This is a genomic window from Nocardioides ginsengisoli (assembly GCF_039537225.1).
GTDB classification, from domain to species: Bacteria; Actinomycetota; Actinomycetes; order Propionibacteriales; family Nocardioidaceae; genus Nocardioides; species Nocardioides ginsengisoli.
On record NZ_BAABAC010000018.1, the window covers coordinates 152988 to 174723 of the forward strand.

General features: G+C 72.3%; 24 protein-coding genes. 13 read left to right on the forward strand and 11 right to left on the reverse strand.

Features of this window, described 5'->3' with window-relative positions; genetic code table 11:
- Window positions 1–106 precede the first annotated feature (106 nt).
- The 4 genes from AB4880_RS10185 to AB4880_RS10200 all read left to right on the forward strand — a co-directional run bounded on the left by AB4880_RS10185 (window position 107) and on the right by AB4880_RS10200 (window position 4088).
- Window positions 107–1000, forward strand: coding sequence for a hypothetical protein (locus AB4880_RS10185; RefSeq protein WP_367919109.1), 894 nt, complete (start codon window positions 107–109; stop codon window positions 998–1000).
- Window positions 1001–1078: 78 nt separating this feature from the next.
- Window positions 1079–2182, forward strand: coding sequence for a peptidoglycan-binding domain-containing protein (locus AB4880_RS10190; RefSeq protein WP_367919110.1), 1104 nt, complete (start codon window positions 1079–1081; stop codon window positions 2180–2182).
- Entirely contained in the window at window positions 2179–2895 is a 717-nt protein-coding gene (locus AB4880_RS10195; protein ID WP_367919111.1) for an ABC transporter ATP-binding protein, read from the forward strand. The genes AB4880_RS10190 and AB4880_RS10195 overlap by 4 nt, the downstream gene beginning before the upstream one ends.
- 11 nt (window positions 2896–2906) lie before the next feature.
- Window positions 2907–4088, forward strand: coding sequence for an ABC transporter permease (locus AB4880_RS10200; RefSeq protein WP_367919112.1), 1182 nt, complete (start codon window positions 2907–2909; stop codon window positions 4086–4088).
- Window positions 4089–4125: 37 nt separating this feature from the next.
- Here AB4880_RS10200 and AB4880_RS10205 read toward each other — a convergent pair whose 3' ends face one another.
- Window positions 4126–4530, reverse strand: a complete 405-nt coding sequence (locus tag AB4880_RS10205) for an ArsI/CadI family heavy metal resistance metalloenzyme (RefSeq protein ID WP_367919113.1) — start codon at window positions 4528–4530, stop codon at window positions 4126–4128.
- A gap of 78 nt (window positions 4531–4608) precedes the next feature.
- Here AB4880_RS10205 and AB4880_RS10210 point away from each other — a divergent pair, with 78 nt between their 5' ends.
- From AB4880_RS10210 to AB4880_RS10225, 4 genes are read left to right on the forward strand one after another with little or no spacing between them, the layout of a single operon-like run.
- On the forward strand, window positions 4609–4968 hold the full coding sequence (locus tag AB4880_RS10210) for a metalloregulator ArsR/SmtB family transcription factor (protein ID WP_367919114.1): 360 nt from the start codon (window positions 4609–4611) through the stop codon (window positions 4966–4968).
- The gene (locus AB4880_RS10215; protein WP_367919115.1) at window positions 4965–5636 is read left to right on the forward strand and encodes an aquaporin; all 672 of its coding nucleotides are present in this window, start codon (window positions 4965–4967) and stop codon (window positions 5634–5636) included. The genes AB4880_RS10210 and AB4880_RS10215 overlap by 4 nt, the downstream gene beginning before the upstream one ends.
- On the forward strand, window positions 5633–6031 hold the full coding sequence (locus tag AB4880_RS10220; RefSeq protein ID WP_367919116.1) for an arsenate reductase ArsC: 399 nt from the start codon (window positions 5633–5635) through the stop codon (window positions 6029–6031). The genes AB4880_RS10215 and AB4880_RS10220 overlap by 4 nt, the downstream gene beginning before the upstream one ends.
- A 58-nt stretch (window positions 6032–6089) precedes the next feature.
- Entirely contained in the window at window positions 6090–6710 is a 621-nt protein-coding gene (locus AB4880_RS10225) for a superoxide dismutase (protein WP_367919117.1), read from the forward strand.
- Window positions 6711–6775: 65 nt separating this feature from the next.
- On the opposite strand, the gene AB4880_RS10230 is transcribed toward AB4880_RS10225, so the two are convergent.
- The gene (locus AB4880_RS10230; RefSeq protein WP_367919118.1) at window positions 6776–8059 is read right to left on the reverse strand and encodes an MFS transporter; all 1284 of its coding nucleotides are present in this window, start codon (window positions 8057–8059) and stop codon (window positions 6776–6778) included.
- A gap of 66 nt (window positions 8060–8125) precedes the next feature.
- Between AB4880_RS10230 and AB4880_RS10235 the strand changes: the two genes are divergently transcribed.
- The 3 genes from AB4880_RS10235 (at window position 8126) to AB4880_RS10245 (ending at window position 10135) form a co-directional block, all read left to right on the forward strand.
- On the forward strand, window positions 8126–8428 hold the full coding sequence (locus AB4880_RS10235; protein ID WP_367919119.1) for a DUF1905 domain-containing protein: 303 nt from the start codon (window positions 8126–8128) through the stop codon (window positions 8426–8428).
- 104 nt (window positions 8429–8532) lie between these two features.
- Entirely contained in the window at window positions 8533–8895 is a 363-nt protein-coding gene (locus AB4880_RS10240) for a YciI family protein (protein WP_367919120.1), read from the forward strand.
- A 4-nt stretch (window positions 8896–8899) separates the two neighbouring features.
- The gene (locus AB4880_RS10245; RefSeq protein ID WP_367919121.1) at window positions 8900–10135 is read left to right on the forward strand and encodes an RNA polymerase sigma factor; all 1236 of its coding nucleotides are present in this window, start codon (window positions 8900–8902) and stop codon (window positions 10133–10135) included.
- On the opposite strand, the gene AB4880_RS10250 is transcribed toward AB4880_RS10245, so the two are convergent.
- From AB4880_RS10250 to AB4880_RS10275, 6 genes are all read right to left on the reverse strand, one after another.
- Window positions 10120–11382: a HAMP domain-containing sensor histidine kinase gene (locus AB4880_RS10250; protein ID WP_367919122.1), complete on the reverse strand. Its 1263-nt coding sequence runs from the start codon at window positions 11380–11382 to the stop codon at window positions 10120–10122. The two genes, AB4880_RS10245 and AB4880_RS10250, sit on opposite strands and share 16 nt — an antisense overlap.
- Window positions 11383–11386: 4 nt before the next feature.
- Window positions 11387–12208: a response regulator transcription factor gene (locus tag AB4880_RS10255; protein WP_437440499.1), complete on the reverse strand. Its 822-nt coding sequence runs from the start codon at window positions 12206–12208 to the stop codon at window positions 11387–11389.
- Window positions 12209–12607: a hypothetical protein gene (locus AB4880_RS10260; RefSeq protein WP_367919123.1), complete on the reverse strand. Its 399-nt coding sequence runs from the start codon at window positions 12605–12607 to the stop codon at window positions 12209–12211.
- A complete protein-coding gene (locus tag AB4880_RS10265; RefSeq protein WP_367919124.1) occupies window positions 12607–14412 on the reverse strand; it encodes an Ig-like domain-containing protein in 1806 nt (601 codons plus the stop codon). Before AB4880_RS10265 ends, AB4880_RS10260 begins: the two co-directional genes overlap by 1 nt.
- 203 nt (window positions 14413–14615) lie before the next feature.
- Window positions 14616–15167 carry a signal peptidase I gene (locus AB4880_RS10270; RefSeq protein WP_367919125.1) on the reverse strand — a complete coding sequence of 184 codons (552 nt, stop codon included), beginning with the start codon at window positions 15165–15167 and terminating at the stop codon, window positions 14616–14618.
- A complete protein-coding gene (locus AB4880_RS10275) occupies window positions 15164–15694 on the reverse strand; it encodes a TasA family protein (protein ID WP_367919126.1) in 531 nt (176 codons plus the stop codon). The genes AB4880_RS10270 and AB4880_RS10275 overlap by 4 nt, the downstream gene beginning before the upstream one ends.
- Before the next feature lie 245 nt (window positions 15695–15939).
- Between AB4880_RS10275 and AB4880_RS10280 the strand changes: the two genes are divergently transcribed.
- Both AB4880_RS10280 and AB4880_RS10285 read left to right on the forward strand, forming a co-directional pair.
- Window positions 15940–17871: a M3 family metallopeptidase gene (locus AB4880_RS10280; protein WP_367919127.1), complete on the forward strand. Its 1932-nt coding sequence runs from the start codon at window positions 15940–15942 to the stop codon at window positions 17869–17871.
- 268 nt (window positions 17872–18139) lie between these two features.
- A complete protein-coding gene (locus AB4880_RS10285; RefSeq protein WP_367919128.1) occupies window positions 18140–18964 on the forward strand; it encodes a PadR family transcriptional regulator in 825 nt (274 codons plus the stop codon).
- A 15-nt stretch (window positions 18965–18979) separates the two neighbouring features.
- Here AB4880_RS10285 and AB4880_RS10290 read toward each other — a convergent pair whose 3' ends face one another.
- The 3 genes from AB4880_RS10290 to AB4880_RS10300 all read right to left on the reverse strand — a co-directional run bounded on the left by AB4880_RS10290 (window position 18980) and on the right by AB4880_RS10300 (window position 21612).
- The gene (locus AB4880_RS10290) at window positions 18980–20086 is read right to left on the reverse strand and encodes a hypothetical protein (protein ID WP_367919129.1); all 1107 of its coding nucleotides are present in this window, start codon (window positions 20084–20086) and stop codon (window positions 18980–18982) included.
- Complete coding sequence (locus tag AB4880_RS10295) at window positions 20079–20633, reverse strand: SigE family RNA polymerase sigma factor (RefSeq protein WP_367919130.1); 555 nt, start codon at window positions 20631–20633, stop codon at window positions 20079–20081. Before AB4880_RS10295 ends, AB4880_RS10290 begins: the two co-directional genes overlap by 8 nt.
- A gap of 61 nt (window positions 20634–20694) precedes the next feature.
- A complete protein-coding gene (locus AB4880_RS10300; RefSeq protein ID WP_367919131.1) occupies window positions 20695–21612 on the reverse strand; it encodes a GNAT family N-acetyltransferase in 918 nt (305 codons plus the stop codon).
- Window positions 21613–21736: the final 124 nt, after the last annotated feature.

Below are 21736 nucleotides of genomic sequence, written 5' to 3' on the forward strand. Positions count from 1 at the left end.
TACTTCTGGCAGGCGCGAACGACAACGGCAACCTCAAGGGCTGCTCGGCCCGCAAGTACGACACCACCTGAGCCGCATGCCTCCTTGCCCCAGGTCTGCCTGGATCGTGGCGGTCTGTCTCGTCCTGGTCTGCGCGGCCTGCGCGGGCCAGGACGAGACGGCGCGCGCCGAATACACCGAGCCTCGCCTGAAGAATGTCGCCGTCGTCGACGCCGCAGTGGCGCTGCCCTTCGACGCGTACACGCTGTCCACGCCCGAGCTCGAGCACATGGCGCGCGACTATGCGCAGCTCCTCGAGGGCTGCCTGGAGTCACGTGGGGTGCCCGTTCCAACTGATGCCTTCTTCGCCGGCGACTACCTGCGCGCTTCCGACCCGAGGGACAACCAGTTCCTGGTCTGGGGTGGCCCCTTCGGCACTCTCGATGCGGCGCACGCGAAGCGGTGGGGCTATCACGCCAGTCCGGACGGCCCCTACGCCAACGGGCCGGCCTTCTATCTGAGCTCGCCGGACAACCTAGGGCTCGGGGGACACGCCTCTCCCGGCCTCGAGCGCGCGGAGCGCGAGCTCGACGGGCCGCTCGACTCCGGGAAGGCGACGTGTCGCGCTGAGGTCGATAAGCAGTTGTCGGCACCGATGCCCGACGTGGCTGACGTGAAGAGGGACACCTCGCAGCTCGCGCTCGGGCATCCCGCCGTCGTGCCCAGGCTCGCGGCGTGGATGACCTGCATGCGCGAGGCAGGCTTCGGTGGGTTCAAGCACGTCTACGACGCCGAGATGTCGGTCTACCTGCGTCCACTCGGGGCCGCGGAGATCAGGCTCGCCGTCCAGGACGTCGCCTGCACGAGGTCGAGCCGGTGGGCGGACTTCTACTACGCCGCGCTGGCCGACTATGAGAAGCAGGCGATCAAGAACAACCCCGACCTCTTCTCCGGGGCCCTGTCGGCGGAGCGCAAGCGCGCCGATGCCCTCTCGTCGGCGCTCGACCAAGACACACGTTAGCCAGCGCGCGGATGCGCGAAGGGCTCGCCTGAGCCCGCCCGATCGGATACCGAACATCCGGGAGAGGAGCGCCGACACGTGGCGCGTCGCAAGCGGTCGACCTGGCTGGTGGTGGCCATGGGTCTCGTCGTCATCGTGGGCCTGGGCACCTTCGGGCTGTCGACCCTCATTCGCTCGCCGGCCGACCGGCTCGCATCGACCAGGCCGCCCGAGCCCACCCTGCTGACAGCCCCGGTGACGTCCGGTTCCCTCCGCAGTCCGGAAGTGTTCGCCGGCCGCATCCGGTGGCCGCGACTGCGCGCGGTCGTGCCGATCCTCGACCCCTCCCGAGCATCCGTCGTGACGGACCGACCTGCGCCGGTCGGGCGCACGCTCGGGGCGGGTGCCGTACTGACGGAGATATCGGATCGACCGGTGTTCGTCCTGCCGGGCCAGGTGCCGATGCTGCGCGATCTTCGCGATGGCGACCAGGGAGACGACGTCGCCCGGCTCCAGGTCGCCCTGCGGGCAGCCGGCTACGGTTCGACCGACACCAGCGGCGAGTTCGGGACGTCGTCCATCGCCGCGCTGACGCGACTGTATGCCGACCACGGCTACGAGCTCCCTCGCGTGGGCGGCGACGAGAGGGCCGGCTACGCCGCGAGGAGCGAGCTGGTGTTCGTTCCCGTCCTTCCGGCGACGGTGGTGAAGCTGCCTTATCGGCTCGGCGACACGGTCGACGGCGCGGTGGCCACGCTCGGCATCGGCCAGCCGATCGTGACCGCGACGGTCGATGCCGCCTCGGTGCCCGAGAAGGGCTCGACCGTGGACGTCGCGGTCAAGGGTCGCGCTCAGCCGTGGACCGGTGTCGTCACGAAGGTGGGGAAGCGCCGGGTTCCCGAGGGCGGCAGCGCGGTCGTCGACGTCAAGGTGCGCCTCGAGGAGTCCGTCCCCGGGTCGTACGTCGGCAGCGCGGTCCGGATCTCGGACCGGAGGCGGCCCCCGTCCGGGCTGCTCGTTCCCATCGCAGCGGTCAACTCCACGACCGACGGGTCGCTCTTCGTGCGCACCGTCAAAGCCGGGCGGGAGTCGGTCGTCGCCATCAAGGTGCTGGAGACGGCCGTGGGGGCGGCGCGGGTCGCGCCCGCCATACCCGGCGCCCTCGCCGAAGGCGACGACGTCGTGCTGGGGGTAGCCCGATGAGTCACGATGAGACTGCCGGCGACGGGCCCCCGGTCGTGGGCCTCGAGCACGTGACGAGGACCTACCGAGGCAATCCGCCGGTCGCAGCGCTGCAGGACGCGACGTTCTCCATCCGGCGCGGCGACCTCGTCACGATCGTCGGCAGGTCGGGCTCCGGGAAGTCGACACTCCTCAACATCCTCGGGTTGCTCGACCGCCCGTCGTCTGGCCGCTTCGTGCTCGATGGTCACGACGTGACCGGTCTCTCGCAATCGCAACGGACCAGTCTGCGGGGGATGAAGGTCGGTTTCGTCCACCAGTCCTTCCAGCTGCTCGCGCACCGCTCCGCTCTGGAGAACGTCGCCCTGGCCACGCTCTACCGGGGCGATTCCTCTGCCCGGTCGCGTTCCCGGGCCACCGCGGCTCTCGCCGCTGTCGGGCTGGAGGCGCGACAGGACCAGTTGCCGAGTGCGATGTCCGGGGGCGAGCGCCAGCGCGTCGCCATCGCGCGTGCCATCGCAGGCGAGCCGGCGCTGCTGCTGTGCGACGAGCCGACCGGCAACCTGGACACGCACAACGGGGCCGCGGTGGTCGAGACGCTCCTGGCCAGGAACGCGAGCGGCGTGACCATCGTCCTCATCACCCACGACCGAGAGCTGGCGCTGATCGGCAACCGGCACTTCGAGATGTCCGACGGGCGGATTCGTGAGAAGCCCAGCCCTGGCGGCGCGTGATGGGCCGGTCCGTGGATCGCTCGAGAGTCCGCATCTCCCGCCTTCTCGCTGAGGCTGTCGAGGGCATCGCCACCCGGCCCTCTCGGTCGGCCCTCATCGTGGTGGGCACGATGCTCGGCGTCGGCTCCTTCGTCACCGTGCTCGGCTTGACCGCCACGGCCAATGCGCAGATCGGCGCGTCGTTCAACGCGCAGAGCTCGACCGAGGTCAGCATCGGCTTCGCTGACGGAGCCCCCGTCAAACGGTTCGATCCCGGCGCCGACGCGAGGGTCGCCGCCATCGACGGCGTCCAGGCGGTCGGCGTGCACCAAGAGCTCGGACTGGAGGCGTCGGCGTTGCCTCGCCGGCTCGCCAGCGGCGTCACCCCGCCGCCTGTTCGAGTCACGGCCGTCTCTCACGGATTCTTCGACGTGGCGGGGCCGCGTCTGGTCGCAGGTCGTCTGTTCGACCCCTTTCTCGAGCAGCAACCCGTGGTGCTTCTGGGCGAGCGGGCCGCTCGGGCCCTCGGCATCACCACGCTCACAGGCGAGCCCGCCGTCTATCTCGACGACCAGCCCTTCACCGTCGTCGGACTGATCCGGAGCGGACGAGTCTCGGCGATGGCGAGCGGAGTGATGATCCCGTTGGCCTACGCAAGGGCCAGCCTCCGCGACGAGACGCCCGAGGCGATGACGGTGGTGACGCGGGTCGGCGCGGGCGAGACCACGGCCGAGCAGGCGCCGCTGGCGATCGCTCCGTACGACGTCCGGAGCATCGTCGCGAGGTACCCGCCTCGCGCGACCGCGTTGAGGGAGGCCGTCTCCGACCAGCTGCGACTGCTCTTCATCGCGCTCGCCGCGGTCTGCATGGTGATCGGGTCGATCGGCATCATCAACGTCAACCTCATGGCGGTGATCGAACGCACCTCGGAGATCGGTCTCCGGCGCTCTCTCGGTGCCACGCGCCTGCACGTGGTCGGTCAGCTGCTCGTGGAGTCGTCCGTCCTGGGCGTCCTGGGAGGCATGGTGGGCGGCCTCGTCGGCGAGGTCGCGGTCGTGATCGTCTCCGTGGTCCAGGACTGGACGCCCACGCTCGACGCGCGCACGCTGCTGGCCGCACCGGCCGTCGGCACGCTCGTCGGCATCGTCGGCGGCGCCTATCCGGCCGCGCGGGCCGCCCGCATCGAGCCGGTCGAGGCATTTCGCAGAGCCTGACCTCGCTCTCGACGGCCGAGCCGGGCCGGCGCCGCCGTCAGGCGCAACAGGCCTGCGGCGTGGCCGGCTCGGCGGGGGCGTCGGCCAGCACCGTGTAGATCTCCCACCGCTCGCCGTCGGGTGTGTCCTCGACCCAGAACTTGTCCTGGACGGCGTAGCAGCACGTCGTCCCCCGCTCGTCGTACGACGCGAACCCGGCCGCCGCGAGCCGCTGCTGCTCGGCCTCGACGGCCGCGGTGTCGGCGACCTCGACGCCGAGGTGGTTGAGTCCGCCGCCACGGCCCGGACTCTGGATCAGAACCAGCTTGAGCGGCGGATCGGCGACCACGAAGTTGGCGTAGCCCGGGCGCACCTTGGCGGGCTCGGTCGCGAACAGCCGCGAGTAGAAGCCGATCGAGGCGTCGAGGTCGTCGACGTCGAGGGCGAGCTGGATGCGGGACATGGATGGCTCCTGGAGATAGATGAACTTCGATGTCTGTCAAGACTGGACCGAGCCATCGATACCTGTCAATATCGACGCATGTCGAAGTCTCTCCTCGAGCTGACCCCGGTCGAGGCGGTCGCGTGCTGCTCGCCGGTCACCCGCGAGCCGCTGTCGGCCGAGGCGGCCGACCGGATCGCGCCGCTGCTCAAGGCGCTGGCCGACCCGGTCCGGCTCCGGCTGCTGTCGCTGGTGGCGTCGCACGCCGACGGCGAGGCGTGCGTGTGCGACCTCAACGACGCCTTCGACCTGTCCCAGCCGACGATCAGTCACCACCTCAAGCAGCTCCACGAGGCCGGTCTGCTCGACCGGGAGAAGCGGGGCGTGTGGGTCTACTACCGTCTCAACGACGCCGCGCTGGGCGACCTGGTCGGCCTGCTCGGGGGCGTCGCGGCGTGAGCACCGAGGTCGGGCGCAAGGCGCTCGCCGAGCTCGTCGGCACGGCGTTCCTCGTCGCCGCGGTCGTCGGGTCCGGCATCGCCGCGCAGCGTCTCTCGCCGCGCGACCCGGGCCTCCAGCTGCTCGAGAACAGCCTGGCCACGGGCGCCGTCCTCGTCGCGCTGATCCTGGCGCTCCAGCCGGTGTCGGCGTCCTTCAACCCGGTCGTCACGGTCGTCGAGACGATCCTCGGCGACGTTCCCGCGCGGACCGCCGCGCTTCTCGTCGCCGCCCAGCTGGTCGGCGGGATGCTCGGCGCCGTCGTCGCCAACCTGATGTTCGGCCTCGACGGGGTCTCGATCGCGTCGCACCACCGCGGTGGCAGCGGCCTGCTTGTCGGCGAGGTGGTGGCGACGCTCGGGCTGGTGCTCGTCGTGTTCGGGACGCTCCGCTCGACGCGTCCCGACGCGGTCGCGTACGCCGTCGGCGGCTATATCGCCGCGGCCTACTGGTTCACCAGCTCCACCAGCTTCGCCAACCCGGCGGTCACCCTCGCCCGCACGCTGTCCGACAGCTTCTCCGGCATCGCGCCCGGATCGGTGCTGCCGTTCGTCCTCATGCAGCTGGTCGGCGGCGCGCTCGGCGCGCTGCTCGTCGTACTGCTGCACCCGCCCGTGGAGGCCCGATGAGCAAGCCCACTGTCCTCTTCGTCTGCGTCCACAACGCGGGCCGCTCGCAGATGGCCGCCGGCTACCTGCGTCGGCTCGCCGGCGACCGCGTCGACGTCCTCTCCGCCGGGTCGCAGCCGGCCGACCAGGTCAACCCGGTCGCCGTCGCGGCGATGGCCGAGGAGGGCATCGACATCGCGAGCCGGCAGCCGCAGGTCCTCACCGAGGGTGCGGTGCGGGAGGCGGACGTCGTCATCACCATGGGCTGCGGCGACGCGTGCCCGTTCTTCCCGGGCAAGCGCTACGAGGACTGGGTCCTCGACGACCCCGCGGGCCAGGACCTCGCCGCCGTCCGGCCGATCCGCGACGCCATCCGCGACCGGGTTCAGGTGCTGGTCGCCGAGCTGCTCGCCTGAACGCGCGCCACGCCGCCGCCTATTTGCAAAATATTTGCAATAGCGAGAAGTCGGCGACATGGTCGACTACGTCCTCCCCGACCTGCCCTACGACTACGGCGCCCTCGAGCCCTCCATCTCCGGCGAGATCATGGAGCTGCACCACGCGCGGCACCACCACGCCTACGTCAACGGCATCAACGCCGCCGTCGAGCAGCTCGCCGAGGCGCGTGAGAAGGAGGCCTTCGGCAGCCTCTCGACGCTGGAGAAGAACCTCGCCTTCCACCTCGGCGGCCACGTCAACCACTCCGTCTTCTGGCCCAATATGTCGCCCGACGGCGGTGACAAGCCGACCGGCGAGCTGGCCCAGGCGATCGACGAGTACTTCGGCGGCTTCGACCGGTTCCGCGCCCACTTCCAGGCCAATGCGCTCGGCGTGCAGGGCTCGGGCTGGTCGGTGCTGACGTGGGACGTCGTCGCCCAGCGGCCGTTCATCGTGCAGCACTTCGACCACCAGGGCAACGTCCCGATCTGCATGGTGCCGCTGCTCATGCTCGACATGTGGGAGCACACCTACTACCTGCAGTACCGCAACGACAAGGCGACCTTCGTCGAGCAGTGGTGGCACGTCGTCAACTGGGACGACGTCCAGCGCCGCTTCGAGGCAGCCCGCGCGCAGACGTCCGGCCTCATCGTCTGAGCGCACCCCCGACATGCTGCGCGCGGGGCGATGTGGCGCTCCGCGCGCAGCAGCAGATCAGCAGCTCAGTGGACGGGTGCGGTGATCCGGTAGCGCACGAACGACGGCACCGCGATCGCGGCGACCACCGTCAGCACCACCACGAGCACACCGCCACCCGCGGCCGCGGCCGCCGTACCGACCATCGCGGCGGAGGCGCCGTGCGCGACGTCTGCGAGGCGCGGGCCGCCGGCGACGACCACGACGAAGATGCCCTGGAGCCGCCCGCGGACCTCGTCGGCCGCGGCGCTCTGCAGCATCGAGGTGCGGAAGGCGGCCGAGGCCATGTCGGCCGCGCCGCCGACGACGAGCATGAGGACGGCGAGCACCAGCCAGAGGTCGACCGATCCCCGCCAGGTGTTCGCCCCGAGGACGGCGAGGCCGAAGCCGGCCATCGCCACGCCCCAGACCACGATGCACCAGATCACGGCGCGGCCCTGGGCCGTGATCCGCGAGACCCAGCCGGAGAAGATGCCGCCGAGCACGGCGCCGGCCGGGATGCCCGCGAACAGCAGCGCGAACGCCAGGCCGCCCTCGTCGGGGCCGAGGAAGCTCTCGTGCGCGACCTGTGGGAACAGCGCCCGCGGCATGCCGAAGAGCATGGCGATGACGTCGACGACGAAGGACATCATCAGCACCGGCTGACCACGCAGGTAGGTGATCCCCTCGATCACCGAGCGCAGGCCCGGCGTACCGGACACGACGCCTTCGACCGGCAGCCGCGGCAGCCGGACGACGGCCCACAGGGTCGCGAGCAGGCAGATCGCGTCGCCGAGGTAGAGCCACGAGAACCCGGTGAACGGGATCAGCACGCCCGCGATGAGCGGTCCGCCGATCGCGCCGGCCTGCATGATCGTCATGTTGAGCGAGTTGGCCGCCGGCAGCACGTCGGGCTCGAGCAGGCGTGGCAGCACCGCCGACCGGGTCGGCTGGTTGACCGCGAAGAACGCCTGCTGCACCGCGAACAGGCTCAGCAGGACCCACACGTTGCCGACGCTGAGCGCCGCCTGCAGCCAGAACAGCGCCGCGGTCCCGATCAGACCGGTCGTGGTGACGAGCAGCATGGTGCGCCGGTCGAAGTGGTCGGCGAGCGCGCCGCCCCACAGCCCGAAGACGACGAGTGGCACCAGGCCGAAGATGCCGGTCAGCCCGACGTACGCCGACGAGCCGGTCTCGGCGTAGATCTGCGCCGGTACGGCGACCACCGTGAGCTGGGCGCCGACGACGGTGATGATGTTGGCGGTCCAGAGCCTGCGGAAGTGCGGGTTCTGCAGCGGACGGGTGTCGGCCAGCAACCCGCGAAGACTCACCACACCAGGCTACGGAACCGCCGCCCGCGACGATGAATCGGCCACGCTGCGACGGTCGACACGTGCATGAGCACCCAGCACTCGGCGGCCGCCAAGGGGCCGCTCGACATCACGTTCACCGAGGTCCTCCGCCGCAGCGACGCGACGGGCGGCTGGACCTACGTCATCTGGCCGGACTCGGCCGAGCGCTTCGGCACCCGCGGCCGGGTCAAGGTCCGCGGCACCGTCGACGGCGCACCCTTCGAGACCTCCTTCATGGCGCTCGGCGACGGCAACCACAAGCTGCCGGTCGCCGACGCGCTCCGGGTGGAGACCGGCAAGCAGGCCGGCGACACCGTCGTCGTCCACCTCACCGAGCGGCTCGCCTGACCCCCGACGAATCTTTTCGTGCCAGGCTGTCGTATCGACCGAGCCCCTTTCGTGGTGAGGGTGAGAGGCGGTCATCGGGACCGCCCCACACAGAGGAGATCGAGATGACGCACTACCTGCTGGCCGTCCACGGACCCGTCGAGCGCGGCGAGTACGGCGACTACGGGTCGAAGGAGGCCATGGAGGCCGCGTTCGCCGCGACCGACGCCTTCAACCAGCGGCTCAAGGCCGAGGGCTACTGGGTGTTCGCCGGCGGCCTGCTGCCCGCGACCACCGCGACCGTCGTCGACGGCACCGGCGAGGCGCCGGTCATGACCGACGGCCCCTACCTGGAGACCAAGGAGGCCATCGGCGGCTTCTGGGTCATCGACGCGCCCGACCTCGACGTGGCGCTCAAGCTCGCGGCCGACGGCTCGAAGGCGTGCGGCGGCAAGGTCGAGGTCCGTCCCTTCGAGGGCCTCGCCTGATCCCGTGAGCCCCACCGATCCAGTCGGCACAGCCGCAGCCGCCGCCGTCGAGCGGATCTTCCGCGAGGAGTACGGCCGGCTGATCGCCTCCCTGGTCCGCCGCTTCGGTGACATCGACATCGCCGAGGACGCGGCCGGGGAGGCGCTGGTCGCCGCCCTCGAGAAGTGGCCGGTCGACGGCGTCCCGCCCAACCCCGGCGGCTGGCTGACGACGACGGCCGGCAACCGGGCGATCGACCGACTGCGTCGGGAGAGGCTGCGGGACGGCAAGCACCAGGCGGCCGTCATGATGCACGACTCCACACCCCACGAGCCGACCGGCGTCATCGAGGACGACCGGCTGCGGCTGATCTTCACCTGCTGCCACCCGGCGCTCGCGCCGGAGGCCCGGATCGCGCTCACCCTGCGCCTGCTCGGCGGCCTCACCGTCGCCGAGATCGCCAGTGCCTTCCTCGTCCAGGAGACGACGATGGCGCAGCGGATCACCCGGGCCAAGGCCAAGATCAAGGGCGCGAACATCCCGTACGCCGTACCGGAGCCGGGCGACCTGCCCGCCCGCGTCGGCGCGGTGCTCGCCGTCCTGCTGCTCATCTTCAACGAGGGCTACCTGTCCTCCGGCGACGGCGATCCCGTCCGCGCGGAGCTCACCGGCGAGGCCATCCGCCTGGCCCGCACGCTCCACCAGCTGCTGCCCGACGACCTCGAGGCGACCGGACTGCTCGCGCTGCTGCTGCTCATCGAGGCCCGGCGCACCGCCCGGGTCCGCGACGGCGAGCTGGTGCCCCTCGAGGAGCAGGACCGCGGCGGCTGGGACCGCGCGCTCATCGCCGAGGGCCACGACCTGGTCCGTGGCTGCCTGGTCGCGAACCGGCCGGGCCGCTACCAGATCCTCGCCGCGGTCAACGCCGTCCACACCGACGCGCCGACCGCCGCGGCCACCGACTGGTCGCAGGTCGTCGCTCTCTACGACCAGCTCGTCGTCCTCGACCCGTCGCCGATCGTCGCGCTCAACCGCGCGGTCGCCGTCGCCGAGCTCGACGGCCCCGAGGTCGCGCTCGCGCTCGTCGACCGGCTGCCGCTCGACGGCTACCACGCCTGGCACGCCACCCGCGCCGAGCTGTTGCGGCGGCTGGGGCGCAGTGCCGAGTCCCGCGCGCAGTACGACGCCGCGCTGGCCGCCTGCGACAACGTGGCCGAGCGTGCCTTCCTCGCCCGCCGACGGGGTCAGCTGGTGGGCTGAGCGACCGGGCGCTCGCCGTGCGGCAGCCACAGGACGAACCGAGTGCTGGGCGCCGTCGTGTCGAGCGAGAGGTGGCCGCCGCAGACCTCGGCCAGCTCGGAGGCAACCGCGAGGCCGATGCCCGCGGAGCTGCCGTCGCCGGTGCTGACGCCGCGCCGGAAGACGTCGGGTCCGGGCCGTCGGGTGCCCTCGTCGGCGACCGCGATCTCGAGGTGGGTGCCGGCATCGCGGACCTCGACGGTGATCGTCCCCTCGCCATGCAGTCGCGCGTTGTCGATGAGGACGTCGAGCACCTGCTCGATGGGCCCCGCGGGCACCCGGGTCACCGCCGCACGGCCGGTGCGGAGGGTGAGGGTCCGGGACTCCTCGGCGAGCCGCCGCGGCCAGCGCGAGGCGCTCGCCTTGACGAGCCGGACCAGGTCGATCTCCTGTTGCGCGTCGAGGCGGCGGCCGCGGGCGAGGTCGAGCAGCTCGTCGATCGCCGAGGCGAGCCGGTCGAGCTCGCCGAGCCCGCGCTCCAGCTCGGTGGCCACGGCCGGGTCGGTCTCGGGCCAGAGGGTGAGGTCCTCGAGACTGAGCCGCAGCGCGGTGATCGGCGTGCGCAGCTGGTGGGACGCGTTGGCGGCGAACTGACGCTCGCGTGTGACCAGCTCGTCGAGCCGGGTCGCCGCGCCGCGCAGCGAGGAGCCGATCGCGTCGGCCTCGGGGATGGAGTACGTCGGGACCGGCAGGTCGAACCGCCCGTGGCCCAGGTCCTGGGAGAAGCCGGCCAGCTCCTGGAACGGTCGTGACAGCCGCCGGGCCAGCACCACACCCAGGATCGCGGAGCCCAGGCCCAGGCCCATGCCCAGCAGGACCAGCGGCATGAGCGCGTCGCGGATGGTGGCGCCGACGGTGTCACTGGAGACGCTCAGCCGCAGCACGCTGCCGTCGCTGAGCTCGCGGCGGACCATGATCCCGCCCTCGCCGTCGGGCGCGGTCCCGACCGCCACCGGCTCGCCGCCGGGGGGCGCCAGCTCGACCCGGTCGGCCGACACGAGGCCGACCGCGAGCAGCCGTTCGTCGATCCGCCCGCCGTGGGAGGTGTGCTCGTCGTAGAGCTCCTGCAGGGCGGTCGCGGTCCCGGCGAGCGCGGACCGCTCCTGCGAGCGGACCAGGTCGGCGAGGAAGTAGGCGCGCGGGACGCCGTACAGACCGATCACGGCCAGGGTGAGGCCGACGAAGGCGATGACCAGGCGTTCGCGCATCGGGTCAGGCGTCCTCCAGGCGGAAGCCCACACCGCGCACGGTGTCGAGCTTGATCGGCGCCAGGCCGTCCTGCAGCTTCTGCCGCAGCCGCCCGACCGTCGCGTCGAGGGTCTTGGTCGACCCGAACCAGTTCTCGTCCCAGACCTCGGCCATCAGGGTCTCGCGGGTGACCACTGCGCCGCGCTGCTCGTCGAGGAGGGCGAGGACGTCGAACTCCTTCGCGGTCAGCGGGAGCTCCTGGTCGGCGACCCACGCGCGCCGGGCGGCGCGGTCGACCCGGAAGGACGCGGTGGGCGCCGACGAGGACGCCGCGCTCGGCGCCGGGACCTCGGCGGGCGCGGCAGCCGGCGGGGCCGGAGCCGCCGGAGCCGCGGACGGCACGTCGCTGAGCGTCGCGCGGCGGCGGTCGGGGCCGGTGTAGGCCGGCGTCTCCACGGTCTCGGCCACCACCGCGGGCCGGTGCGCGCGCCGCAGCAGCGCCCGGACCCGGGCGAGCAGCTCGGACAGGCTGAACGGCTTGGCCAGGTAGTCGTCGGCGCCCACGTCGAGGCCGACCACGCGGTCGAGCTCGCCGTCGCGCGCGGTGAGGATGACGATGCCGCCCGCGTAGCCGCCGGCGCGCACGGTCCGGCACACGTCGAGGCCGTCCATGTCGGGCAGACCGAGGTCGATGAGCATCAGGTCGACACCGCCGGCGGTCACGACGTCGATGGCCGGCTGGCCCGCGGCCACCCGCTCGACCTCGTAGCCCTCACGCTGGACCGCCCGCAGCAGCGGGGCGGCGATGGCGTCGTCGTCCTCGACGATCAGCAGGCGCACAGACACTCATCGAGCATAGGGGGAACCCTCCCCATCACCGTCGGACCCCGACCGGCGGGTGCGCCGTCGCTGGTCGAGATCGATCGCGACCAGCACCGCGATCGGCAGCAGCAGCCCGACGATCGCGTGGCCGTCGACCGTGTGGCGGTGCTGGCCCGGCAGGCCGATCGTCGACGCCAGTGCGGTCAGCCCGAGCTGGCCCGCGACCGCGATCACAACGCCGAGCCGGGTCTCGAGGACGTTGGCCCGCGCCAGCGTGACCGCCGCCAGCAGGCTCAGCGGCCCGAGGATCGCGGCCGTGGCCGACGCGTGCCCCTCGAGGCCGCCGGCCCACCACAGCTGGATGACGCCGAGCAGCGTGGTCAGGCCGGCCGCGGCGCGAGATCCCGGGGTGTGCGCGCTCATCAGAACTCCCGGTCGCCGGCGCCCGACTCGCTCACCGGCGCGGTGGAGCACGCGACGCCGGTGGTCGAGGTCACCGTGGCGGACGGCGTCCAGGTCGTCGTGCTGGGGTTGACCGCGGTCTTGATCCCGCCGCCGCTGGCGAGCGTGCCGACCACGATCGTGATCACGGTCCGGGGCACGCCGTCGACGGTCACGGTGGTGGCGGTCATGGTCGCGTTGAAGGTCGCCGTCTTGCGGGCCTTGATGTAGTCCTCGTGCAGGTTGACCGAGCCCAGGGGCAGTGCGGTGCCGTTGCGGAGGATGTCGACGGTGTCGGTCTTGTTGGTGCCGCTGAGCAGGTTGCCGTCGCGCAGCCGCAGGGACACGGCGGTCGCGGCGCCGTTCCAGCCGGCGAAGACGCTGGCGGGATTGATCTGCTGGCTGTAGGTCAGCGTCATGCTGTCGCCGGCGTCGACCCGGGCGAGGGTGCCGTCGCCGTTGCCGGTCTGGACGTCGACCCCGCGCAGCGGGCTGTTGTCGACCCGCCGGGCCGCGACGACCGGGGACGTGGTGGTGACGCCGCGTGCGTCGAGGAGCACGGCCCGCAGGTCGTAGCTGCCGTCGGCGACGGTGCGCGTGTCCCAGGTGCAGGAGTACGGCGCCGTGGTGTCGGTGCACAGGTCGGTCCAGGTCGACGTCCCGGTCGGCGTCCGCTGGATGCGGACCGACGTGATGGCGACGCTGGAGCTGGCCGGCGCGGTCACGGTGACGGTGCCGGTGAGGTAGGCGCCCGGGTCGTCGACCGAGACCGACGACACCGTGTTGTCGACGACGCGGTTGGCGACGACGGCGGAGGTGGCGGTGTTGCCGGCCACGTCGGTGGCGATCGCCCGGAAGCTGTAGGTGCCGTCGGCGAGCGCGTTCGTCGCGAACCGGCAGGAGTAGGGGTCGACGGTCAGCGTGCAGAACGTCTGGTAGCTGCCGCCGGCGGCGGCGTACTGCAGGACCACCTGGGCCACGCCGGACACCGCGTCGGTGGCGCTCGCCGCGAAGGTCGTCGTACCGCTGAGCGGGGTGCCGGGGTCGGTCATGGTGACGACCGGCGCGCCGTTGTCGACGAGGACGTCGGTGACGACCGCGGAGGTCACCGAGGTGGCGCCGGACGTCGCGACCGCACGCAGGTCGAAGGAGTCGTTGGTCGCCGAGGTGGTCGGCCAGCTGCACGAGAAGGGGGCGCTGAGGCCGGTGCACAGCGGCTTCCAGTTGCTGCCGCCGCTGGCGACGTACTGGATGGTGACCAGCCACGGCAGCGCGCCGCCGCTGTAGACCGAGGCGCTCAGCGGGATGGTGCCGCGGACGACGTCGCCCGGGTCGGCGAGGACCACGACGACGCTGTTGGCGACGGTCGCGTGCACCGCGTCGGAGACCGTCGTGTAGCCGGCGCCGTTGGTGGCGCGGGCCCGGATGTCGTAGCCGCCGTCGGCGCCGGTGCGCGTGTCCCACGAGCAGCTGTACGGCGCGGTGGCGGTCGTGCAGAGCGTCGTCCAGGTGCTCGCGCCGGGCGCGAGGTACTGCAGCGTCAGCGAGGCGATGCCGGACTCGGCGTCGCTCGCGGTCGCGGTCAGGTTGACGACGCCCTGGACGGGGGTCGCGGGGGTGCCGGCGGTCACCGTCGGCGGGGTCCAGTCGGCCGCGGCGTTGACGGTCGCGGTGTTCGTGGAGGTGCGGACGAAGGCGGCGTCGGAGAAGCCGGTGCCCCGCAGCGAGGAGCCGAGGGCGACGAGGAGGCCGAGGAGGACGAGCATCGGGCGGTGACTGCGGCGCATCGGGCTCTCCTCTCGGCTGGGTCGTCGGTGGTTCGGGGGCGCTGTCTCAACGCACGGTCAACGCTACGGAGAACGGCACCACGGTCGGTCGACGCGGAGACCACACGATCTCCACAAAAGTGAACGCGCCGGCCTGGACGCAGGGAAACGCCGCGGTGCCTGCCCACCCCCCAGTGGGGCAGGCACCGCGGCGTCGAGGGGGCTCAGAACCCGGTGGTCCCCACGACGCTCCGGAGAGGAGGCGTCTCGCGGGTCCTGAGTGCCTTGAGCAGCTGCACCAAGCCGCCCAGGGCGATGAGTGCGGCTGGCAGTCCGACCACCAGCATGCGGGTGTGGCGGTCGGCGAGCGCGATGATCGCGAAGCCGGCGTACGGGACGGAGTAGGCGACGACCGGCTGCTGCGACGACGTGAGCGAGAACCGCCACGGATCGGGGTCAGGGTTGTGGTCGCCCTTGGTACGGAGCACCCGGCGGCCCAGGTCGTCATGGCCGATGCTGACGATCCGGTGGGTCACCAGCGTGCGAACGCCGGAGCTCGCCGGCGGCAGGTAGGTGATCACGTCGCCCACCTGCAGGTCCCCGGCCGGCACCGTGTGCTCGAAGACGATCGAGCCCTTGTCGTAGGTGCCGGTCATGGACTTGCCGGTGATGACGTAGCGCTCGTATCCGAGCAGGCTCGGCAGCACGAACGCCACCGCGAGCAGGGTCACCATGACCAGCCCGAAGGTGGCCAGGTGCGTGCCGAGGCGCTTCACTGGTTCGTCGTCCCGCCGTTGGCCTGGACCGAGTCCCACTGGTAGACCGCGGAGGCGGACTTCCCCTGGTCGGCGTTCGGCGTGGAGGTGGCCAGCTTGACCGTGAACGTGTAGGTGTTCGCGACACCCGGCTGGACGACGCCGAGGTCGGTGCGCGAGCCGTCGACCAGGCCGCCGAAGGTGCCGGAGTAGACCGACGTGCCGGTGGTGGTGTTGGTGATCGTCAGGCTCAGGTTGTCAGCGGTGAAGCCGTTCGACGAGGAGACCTCGGTGAGGCCGAAGTCGGCCGGCAGGCTGCCCGTGTTGGTCAGCGTCAGGCTGCCGTTGAGCGTGTCGCCCGGCTTCAGGTTGCTCAGGTTGAAGATGGCCGCGCCGTCCTTGGAGTTGGTCTGCGTCAGCGTGCCCGACGTGACCGAGCTGATCGTGTTGCCGGTCTGCGAGGTGAAGGTCGCGCCGGAGCCGACGGCGATGGCGCCGGCGGCGCCCAGCGTGGCGAGCGGGACGAGGATCTTCATGGTCATCTTCATGGGGGTGCTCCTGGTGCGGGGCCCCGGTGGTGGGGCGCTTTCTCGATGCCCCAACTCTCGTCGGCCGCGCTCCACAGGCGATCGACACGAGATCCCCGTCCGTTCCCCGTTCCGGACACAGGTCGCAACGCGCTCCACGATTTCTCCACATCCGTTCTCCACATCCGTTCTCCACGCCGTTCTCCACGCCGTTCTCCACGCCGTTCTCCACGCCGGTCCCACCCGGCGCTCGTACCCTTGCCCGCATGACGCTCGACGCGCTGGCCCTGCCGACCTCCTCCGACGCCTGGCCCGCCTGGCTCCGTGACCGCACCGCCACCGAGCTGGCCCGGGCGACCGCGCTGGTCGACGGCCTGCGCGCGAACCCGCCGGCCGACCCGCTCGAGACGCTGCGGCAGTGGGACCGCGCGGCCGGTCACCTCGGCAATGTCGCGGCGGCCGGCTCGCTGTTCGGCAACGTCCACCCGTCGGAGGAGGTCCGCGACCTCGCCGACGCGGCCGAGCAGGAGGCGCAGCGGATCGCCACCGCCTGGGGCCTCGACCGCGCCCTGTACGACGTCTTCGCGGCCATCGACGACGACGCGGTCGCCGGCGACCCGCTCGCCGTACGCCTGCTGGCGAAGGTGCGCGACGACTTCCGCCGCTCCGGGGTCGACAAGGACGAGGACACCCGCGCCCGGATCGCGCAGGTCCGGGAGCGGATCACCGAGCTCGACCAGGAGTTCAGCCGGGTCATCCGCGACGACGTCCGCACCATCCGGGTCACGCCCGAGCAGCTCGCCGGCATGCCCGACGACTGGATGGCGGCCCACCCGGTCGACGACGAGGGCATGGTCACCGTCACCACCGACTACCCCGACTCGGTGCCGGTGCGGATGTTCGCGCGCGACCAGGACGTCCGCCGCGACATCACCATCGCCTTCCTCGAGCGCGGCTGGCCGGCCACCGAGCAGCTGCTCGTCGAGCTGTTCGCACTGCGCCACGAGCTCGCGGTGACGGTCGGCTACGCCGACTGGCCGTCGTACGACGCCGACGTGAAGATGATCGGTGAGGGCCCCGCCATCCCGGCCTTCATCGACCGGATCAGCGCGGCCGCCGAGGAGCCGATGCGCCGCGACCTCGACCAGCTGCTCGCCCGCTACCGCCGCGACTTCCCCGACGCGACCGAGGTCCCCGGCTACGACTACAACCACTACGCCGAGCTGGTCCGCGTCGAGGACTACGACGTCGACGCCCAGCGGGTGCGTACCTACTTCGACTTCGCCAAGGTCCGCCAGGGCCTGCTCGACGTCACCGGCCGGCTGTTCGACCTGCGCTACCAGTCGGTCGACGCGCCGGTGTGGCACGAGGAGGTCACGGCGTACGACGTGCTGCGCGGCGACGAGCGGCTGGGCCGGATCTACCTCGACCTCCACCCGCGCGACGGCAAGTACAAGCACGCCGCGCAGTTCACGCTCACCGACGGCGTCGCGGGCGAGCAGGCGCCCGAGGGCGTGCTCGTGTGCAACTTCAGCCGCGGCCTGATGGAGCACGACCACGTGGTGACGCTCTTCCACGAGTTCGGCCACCTGCTCCACCACGTCCTCGCCGGGCACGGCGACTGGTTCCGCTTCGCGGGTGTCGCCACCGAGTGGGACTTCGTCGAGGCGCCGAGCCAGATGCTCGAGGAGTGGGCGTGGCACGCCGACGTGCTGCGGACCTTCGCCACCGACGCCGCCGGCGCGCCGATCCCGGCCGAGCTGGTCGCCGCGATGCGGGCGGCCGACGACTACGGCAAGGGCATCTACGCCCGCACCCAGATGTTCTACGCCGCGATGTCGTACTGGTTCCACGCCGACCGCGGCGCCGCCGACGTCCCCGCGCTCACCGACCGGATGATCGAGCTGCAGGGGCGCTACGCCGCGCTGCCCTATCTCCCCGGCACTCACATGTTCGCGAGCTTCGGCCACCTCGGCGGCTACAGCTCGGCCTACTACACCTACATGTGGTCGCTGGTCATCGCCAAGGACATGTTCAGCGCCTTCGACGAAACCGACGTCTTCGCCCCCGCGGTCGCACACCGCTACCGCGACCGGATCCTCGTCCCCGGCGGCTCCGCCGACGCCGCCGACCTGGTCGCCGACTTCCTGGGTCGGCCGTTCTCGTTCGACGCGTACGGCGCGTGGTTGGCCCGCTGACGCTCGGTCGGTGTCGCGGGCGCGCCGGGCGCCGGGCGCCGGAACCGCTTGTAACTCGGTGTCCGTGCATCCACCACGGGGTCATGACGTGGTCAGGGCCCCGTGGCAGAGGCACGGACACCGAGTTACAAGCCCGCTCGGCCCTTGTTTCGGCCCCCGCCTCGGCGTACGGTTGCGATATATCGCGATAGAGACGCGAACTGTCTCCGCGCTATCTCGAACTCAACCCGGGGCTCACGAGGCCCCCTCGCACGAAGGAGGTCCCGCCATGGGACACCACGAGAATCACCACGACTGCGGCCCGTGGGGCCGCTTCGAAGGCCGCTTCGACGGCGGCGAGGGCCGCGGCGGAGCGCGTCGCCAGCGCGGCGGCTTCGGCCCCGGCGGTCCGGGCATGTGGGGCGGCTGGGCCCAGTGGGGCGAGCCGCACCGCGGCGGCCACCGCGGGGGACCGGGCGGCCCGGGCGGTCCGGGCAGTCCGGGCATGCCGCCGCCGTGGCTCGCGGGACTGTTCGGCATGGGCCGGCCCGAGCCGGGCCGCGGCCCGCGGGTACGTCGGGGCGACGTCCGCTCGGCCATCCTCGACGTGCTCCGCGACGCCAACCAGCGCGAGGAGTCGCCGAACGGCTACCAGGTGATCCAGGCGATCACCGAGCGCAGTGGCGGCGTGTGGAAGCCGAGCCCCGGCTCGGTCTACCCGACCGTCCAGCAGTTGCAGGACGAGGGACTGGTCGAGATCGACGACGACCAGGGCCGCCGCGCCCTCCGGCTCACTCCCGCCGGCGCCACCTGGTGCGCCGAGCACGGCGACGAGCTCGCCGCCGTGTGGGCGCCCTTCGACCGCTCCCGCGAGAGCGGTCGGGGCCACGACGACCCGGGGCACGCCGACCTCAAGGCCGAGATCGGCCAGGTCATGAGCGCCGTGTGGCAGATCGTCACCGGCGGCTCGGAGGCGCAGCGGCGGGCGGCGGTCGACGTCCTCGTCGAGGCCCGGCGCAGCCTCTACGGCATCCTCGCCGACGGGCCCAACCCGTCGGCCGCGGACGCCGACGTGCCCGACGAGCCCGACGAGCCCGAGGACGACGAGGCCTGAGCAGCCAGCCTGCCCTCACCCCACCATGAGGTAGTCCGCGACGAGCACCAGCGGCGCCGCGGCGTCGAGTCCGTCGGCGGGTCGGTCCACACACGACCCGTCGACGGCGCACGTCCGCACTGTCGGCTCGCCGGCGACCTGGCCGACGACGTGGCCGTCGCGGGTCCAGGCGCTGATCCCGGTCAGCCCCGGCAGTCGTACGGCGGCGCCGCCGCCGGTCGGCTCCACGACGACCGACGGGGTGGCCCCGCTGTCGATGCGGAGCAGCAGGTGACGGCCGTCGGGGGAGACGTCGGCGTCGCCGATGCCGGCGTCGAGCCGGCGCACCACGCGCTCGCCGGCCATGTCCCAGACCAGCCACCGCTCGCCGTCCCGGACGGTGGCGATGCCGCTGCGGACCGAGGCGTAGGAGTACCGGTCGGCGCGGATCTCCGGGCGGCCGCGCCACACGATGTGCCGGCTGACGCCCTCGTCGTCGGTCCAGTAGACGTCGTCGCCGTCGAGGATCGGGGCACGGACGACGGGGCCCACCTCGCCCGCACGCGTCCCCGACGACGGCTGACCGGTCGCATCGACCTCGCGGTCGGCGGCGACGTCCCAGATGTGGGCGGTGAGCTCGTCGTCGCCCGGCTCGAGCCAGGCGACACGCGGCTGCGACGGGTCGCCCTCGACATGGTTGACCGTGCTCGGGATCGACAGCCGGGTCTGGGCACCGGTCGGGTCGATCAGGATCCAGGAGGACGCGCCCTTCGGGCGGGTCACCTGGGCGACGACGCCGACCGAGGTCTGGGCGAGGGAGATCGCGCCCGGCAGCCGGACGGTCGCGTCGCCGACGGTGATCCGGTCGCCGGCGATCCAGGCGCCGCGGGCGTCGTACGCGCGGCCGGGATGGGGCTGCTGGGCGATCCGGTCGCTGTCGCTGCGCCGGTCGCCGGCGATGTCGTGGACGACGGCCGCCCCGACGCCGATCGCGGCGACCGCCGCGGCGGCGACGAGCGCCGCCCCGACCCTCCGGCGGGTGCGCATCGAGCGTCCCCGGGCCGCGATCGCGTGCGCGTCGGGGTGCGGCACCGCGAGGTCGTCGACCGACGCGTGGAGGAGGTGGGCGAGGTGCTCAGGCATGGGTGCCTCCCGGAAGCGTGGTGGCGTGGCCGAGGTCGACGTCGTCGCCGAGCAGGGCGCGGAGCTTGGTCAGTGCGGCCGAGGTCTGGCTCTTGACGGTCCCCGAGGACACCCCGAGCGCGTCGGCGGTCTCGTCGACGGAGAGGTCGTCGTAGAAGCGCAGGACGACGACCGCGCGCTGCCGTGGCGGGAGCTGCGCCAGCGCCGCCAGGACGTCGATCCGCTCGGCGCTGTCCCCGGCCGCGTCGGTCGTCGTCGGCATCTCCGGCAGCTCGGCCGTCGGCCGCTCACCGTGGAAGGAGCGGCGCCGGAACCAGCTCGTCGCCGTGGTCACCAGCGCCCGCCGGGCGTAGCCGCGCGCGGCGCGGACGTCGCGGATGCCCGACCAGTTGCCGTAGGTGCGGGCCAGCGCCGTCTGGACCAGGTCCTCGGCGAGCGCGTGGTCGCGCACCAGCAGCACCGCCGTGCGATACAGCGCCGGCCACGCGGCATGGACGAGCTCGGCGAACTCCTCGTCCGTCGGTCCCCGGGACGGGCGCAGTGGCATGGGGCGATCCTCTCGTGCGGTCGTGTCCAGAGAAGGACGCACGACCCGCGCGTTCGGTTGGTCAGCTCAGCGACACCGCGCGGTGCACCCACGTCGATTCGGTCCGCATGCCCGCGTGCTCGTAGAGCGTGCGCGCGCCGGTGCGCGAGTCGGTGCTGAGGCTGGACGACGTCGCCCCGCGCGCCCGGCCCTCGCCGAAGGCCGCGACCAGCAGCGCCTGCGCCAGGCCGCGGCTGCGGTGCGCCCGAGCGACGGCGAGCTTGGCGACGTACGTGTCGGCGTCGGGGGTGTTCCAGGCGTGGGCGACGCCGACGACGGCGCCGTCCGGGCCGGTGACGACCTGCAGGTTCCACGGCTCGGACCCGGGGCGGCCCCACACCTGCGCGCCGAAGTCCTCGATCGTGGCCCGCTCGCGCGCCGACCACTCCAGGAAGGCGTCCTCGACGACGGTCCAGACCTGCTCGTGGTCGGCGGGCGTGGCCACGCGCAGCGCGTAGCCGTCGGGCAGCGGCCGGGACGCCACGGTCGCGCCCTCGGGGAGGCGCAGCACCCAGCTGGTCCAGCGGACGCCGTACCCGAGAGCGGTGAGCAGACGATCGCCGGCCGACGCCTCCGGCACGGGCATGCCGAGGATGGTCGCGCCGCGGCTGCGGGCGAGGTCCTGGACCCAGGTGGCGAGCCAGGTGCCGATGCCCCGTCCCCGGTACGACGGCAGCACGGCCGCGTCGTACCGCTCGACGTCGACGTGCTCGACGTAGCCGACGATCCGCTGGCCGTCGAGGACACCGAGCGAGCTGGTGGCCAGGTCGTGGGACGGCCGCTGCCAGTCGCCGAGCAGGTCGGCCTCCTCGATGTCGGCGCGGCCGAGGTCGTGCCGCTCCTGCTCCGCGATGAGCTCCGTCAGCGCCGCGGCGTCGTCGAGCGTGAGCGGGCGGATGGTCAGGCCGGGCGAGAGCGAGGGCCTGGAAATGGCGGACACCCGGGTGAGTCTGGACGACTCACCCGGGTGTCGGCGCGGCTTTTTCGCGCGGGATCGAGCAGATCAGGCGTTCTTGATCGCGGAGATGTCGAACTCGAGCTTGATCTTCTCCGAGACGAGGACG

Coding starts and splice junctions, on each gene's coding strand:
- AB4880_RS10195 (WP_367919111.1), top strand. CDS start 2,179: ATGAGTCACGATGAGACTGCCGGCGACGGGCCCCCGGTCGTGGGCCTC.
- AB4880_RS10205 (WP_367919113.1), bottom strand. CDS start 4,530: ATGTCCCGCATCCAGCTCGCCCTCGACGTCGACGACCTCGACGCCTCG.
- AB4880_RS10210 (WP_367919114.1), top strand. CDS start 4,609: ATGTCGAAGTCTCTCCTCGAGCTGACCCCGGTCGAGGCGGTCGCGTGC.
- AB4880_RS10220 (WP_367919116.1), top strand. CDS start 5,633: ATGAGCAAGCCCACTGTCCTCTTCGTCTGCGTCCACAACGCGGGCCGC.
- AB4880_RS10225 (WP_367919117.1), top strand. CDS start 6,090: ATGGTCGACTACGTCCTCCCCGACCTGCCCTACGACTACGGCGCCCTC.
- AB4880_RS10235 (WP_367919119.1), top strand. CDS start 8,126: ATGAGCACCCAGCACTCGGCGGCCGCCAAGGGGCCGCTCGACATCACG.
- AB4880_RS10240 (WP_367919120.1), top strand. CDS start 8,533: ATGACGCACTACCTGCTGGCCGTCCACGGACCCGTCGAGCGCGGCGAG.
- AB4880_RS10250 (WP_367919122.1), bottom strand. CDS start 11,382: ATGCGCGAACGCCTGGTCATCGCCTTCGTCGGCCTCACCCTGGCCGTG.
- AB4880_RS10260 (WP_367919123.1), bottom strand. CDS start 12,607: ATGAGCGCGCACACCCCGGGATCTCGCGCCGCGGCCGGCCTGACCACG.
- AB4880_RS10265 (WP_367919124.1), bottom strand. CDS start 14,412: ATGCGCCGCAGTCACCGCCCGATGCTCGTCCTCCTCGGCCTCCTCGTC.
- AB4880_RS10275 (WP_367919126.1), bottom strand. CDS start 15,694: ATGAAGATGACCATGAAGATCCTCGTCCCGCTCGCCACGCTGGGCGCC.
- AB4880_RS10280 (WP_367919127.1), top strand. CDS start 15,940: ATGACGCTCGACGCGCTGGCCCTGCCGACCTCCTCCGACGCCTGGCCC.
- AB4880_RS10285 (WP_367919128.1), top strand. CDS start 18,140: ATGGGACACCACGAGAATCACCACGACTGCGGCCCGTGGGGCCGCTTC.
- AB4880_RS10290 (WP_367919129.1), bottom strand. CDS start 20,086: ATGCCTGAGCACCTCGCCCACCTCCTCCACGCGTCGGTCGACGACCTC.
- AB4880_RS10295 (WP_367919130.1), bottom strand. CDS start 20,633: ATGCCACTGCGCCCGTCCCGGGGACCGACGGACGAGGAGTTCGCCGAG.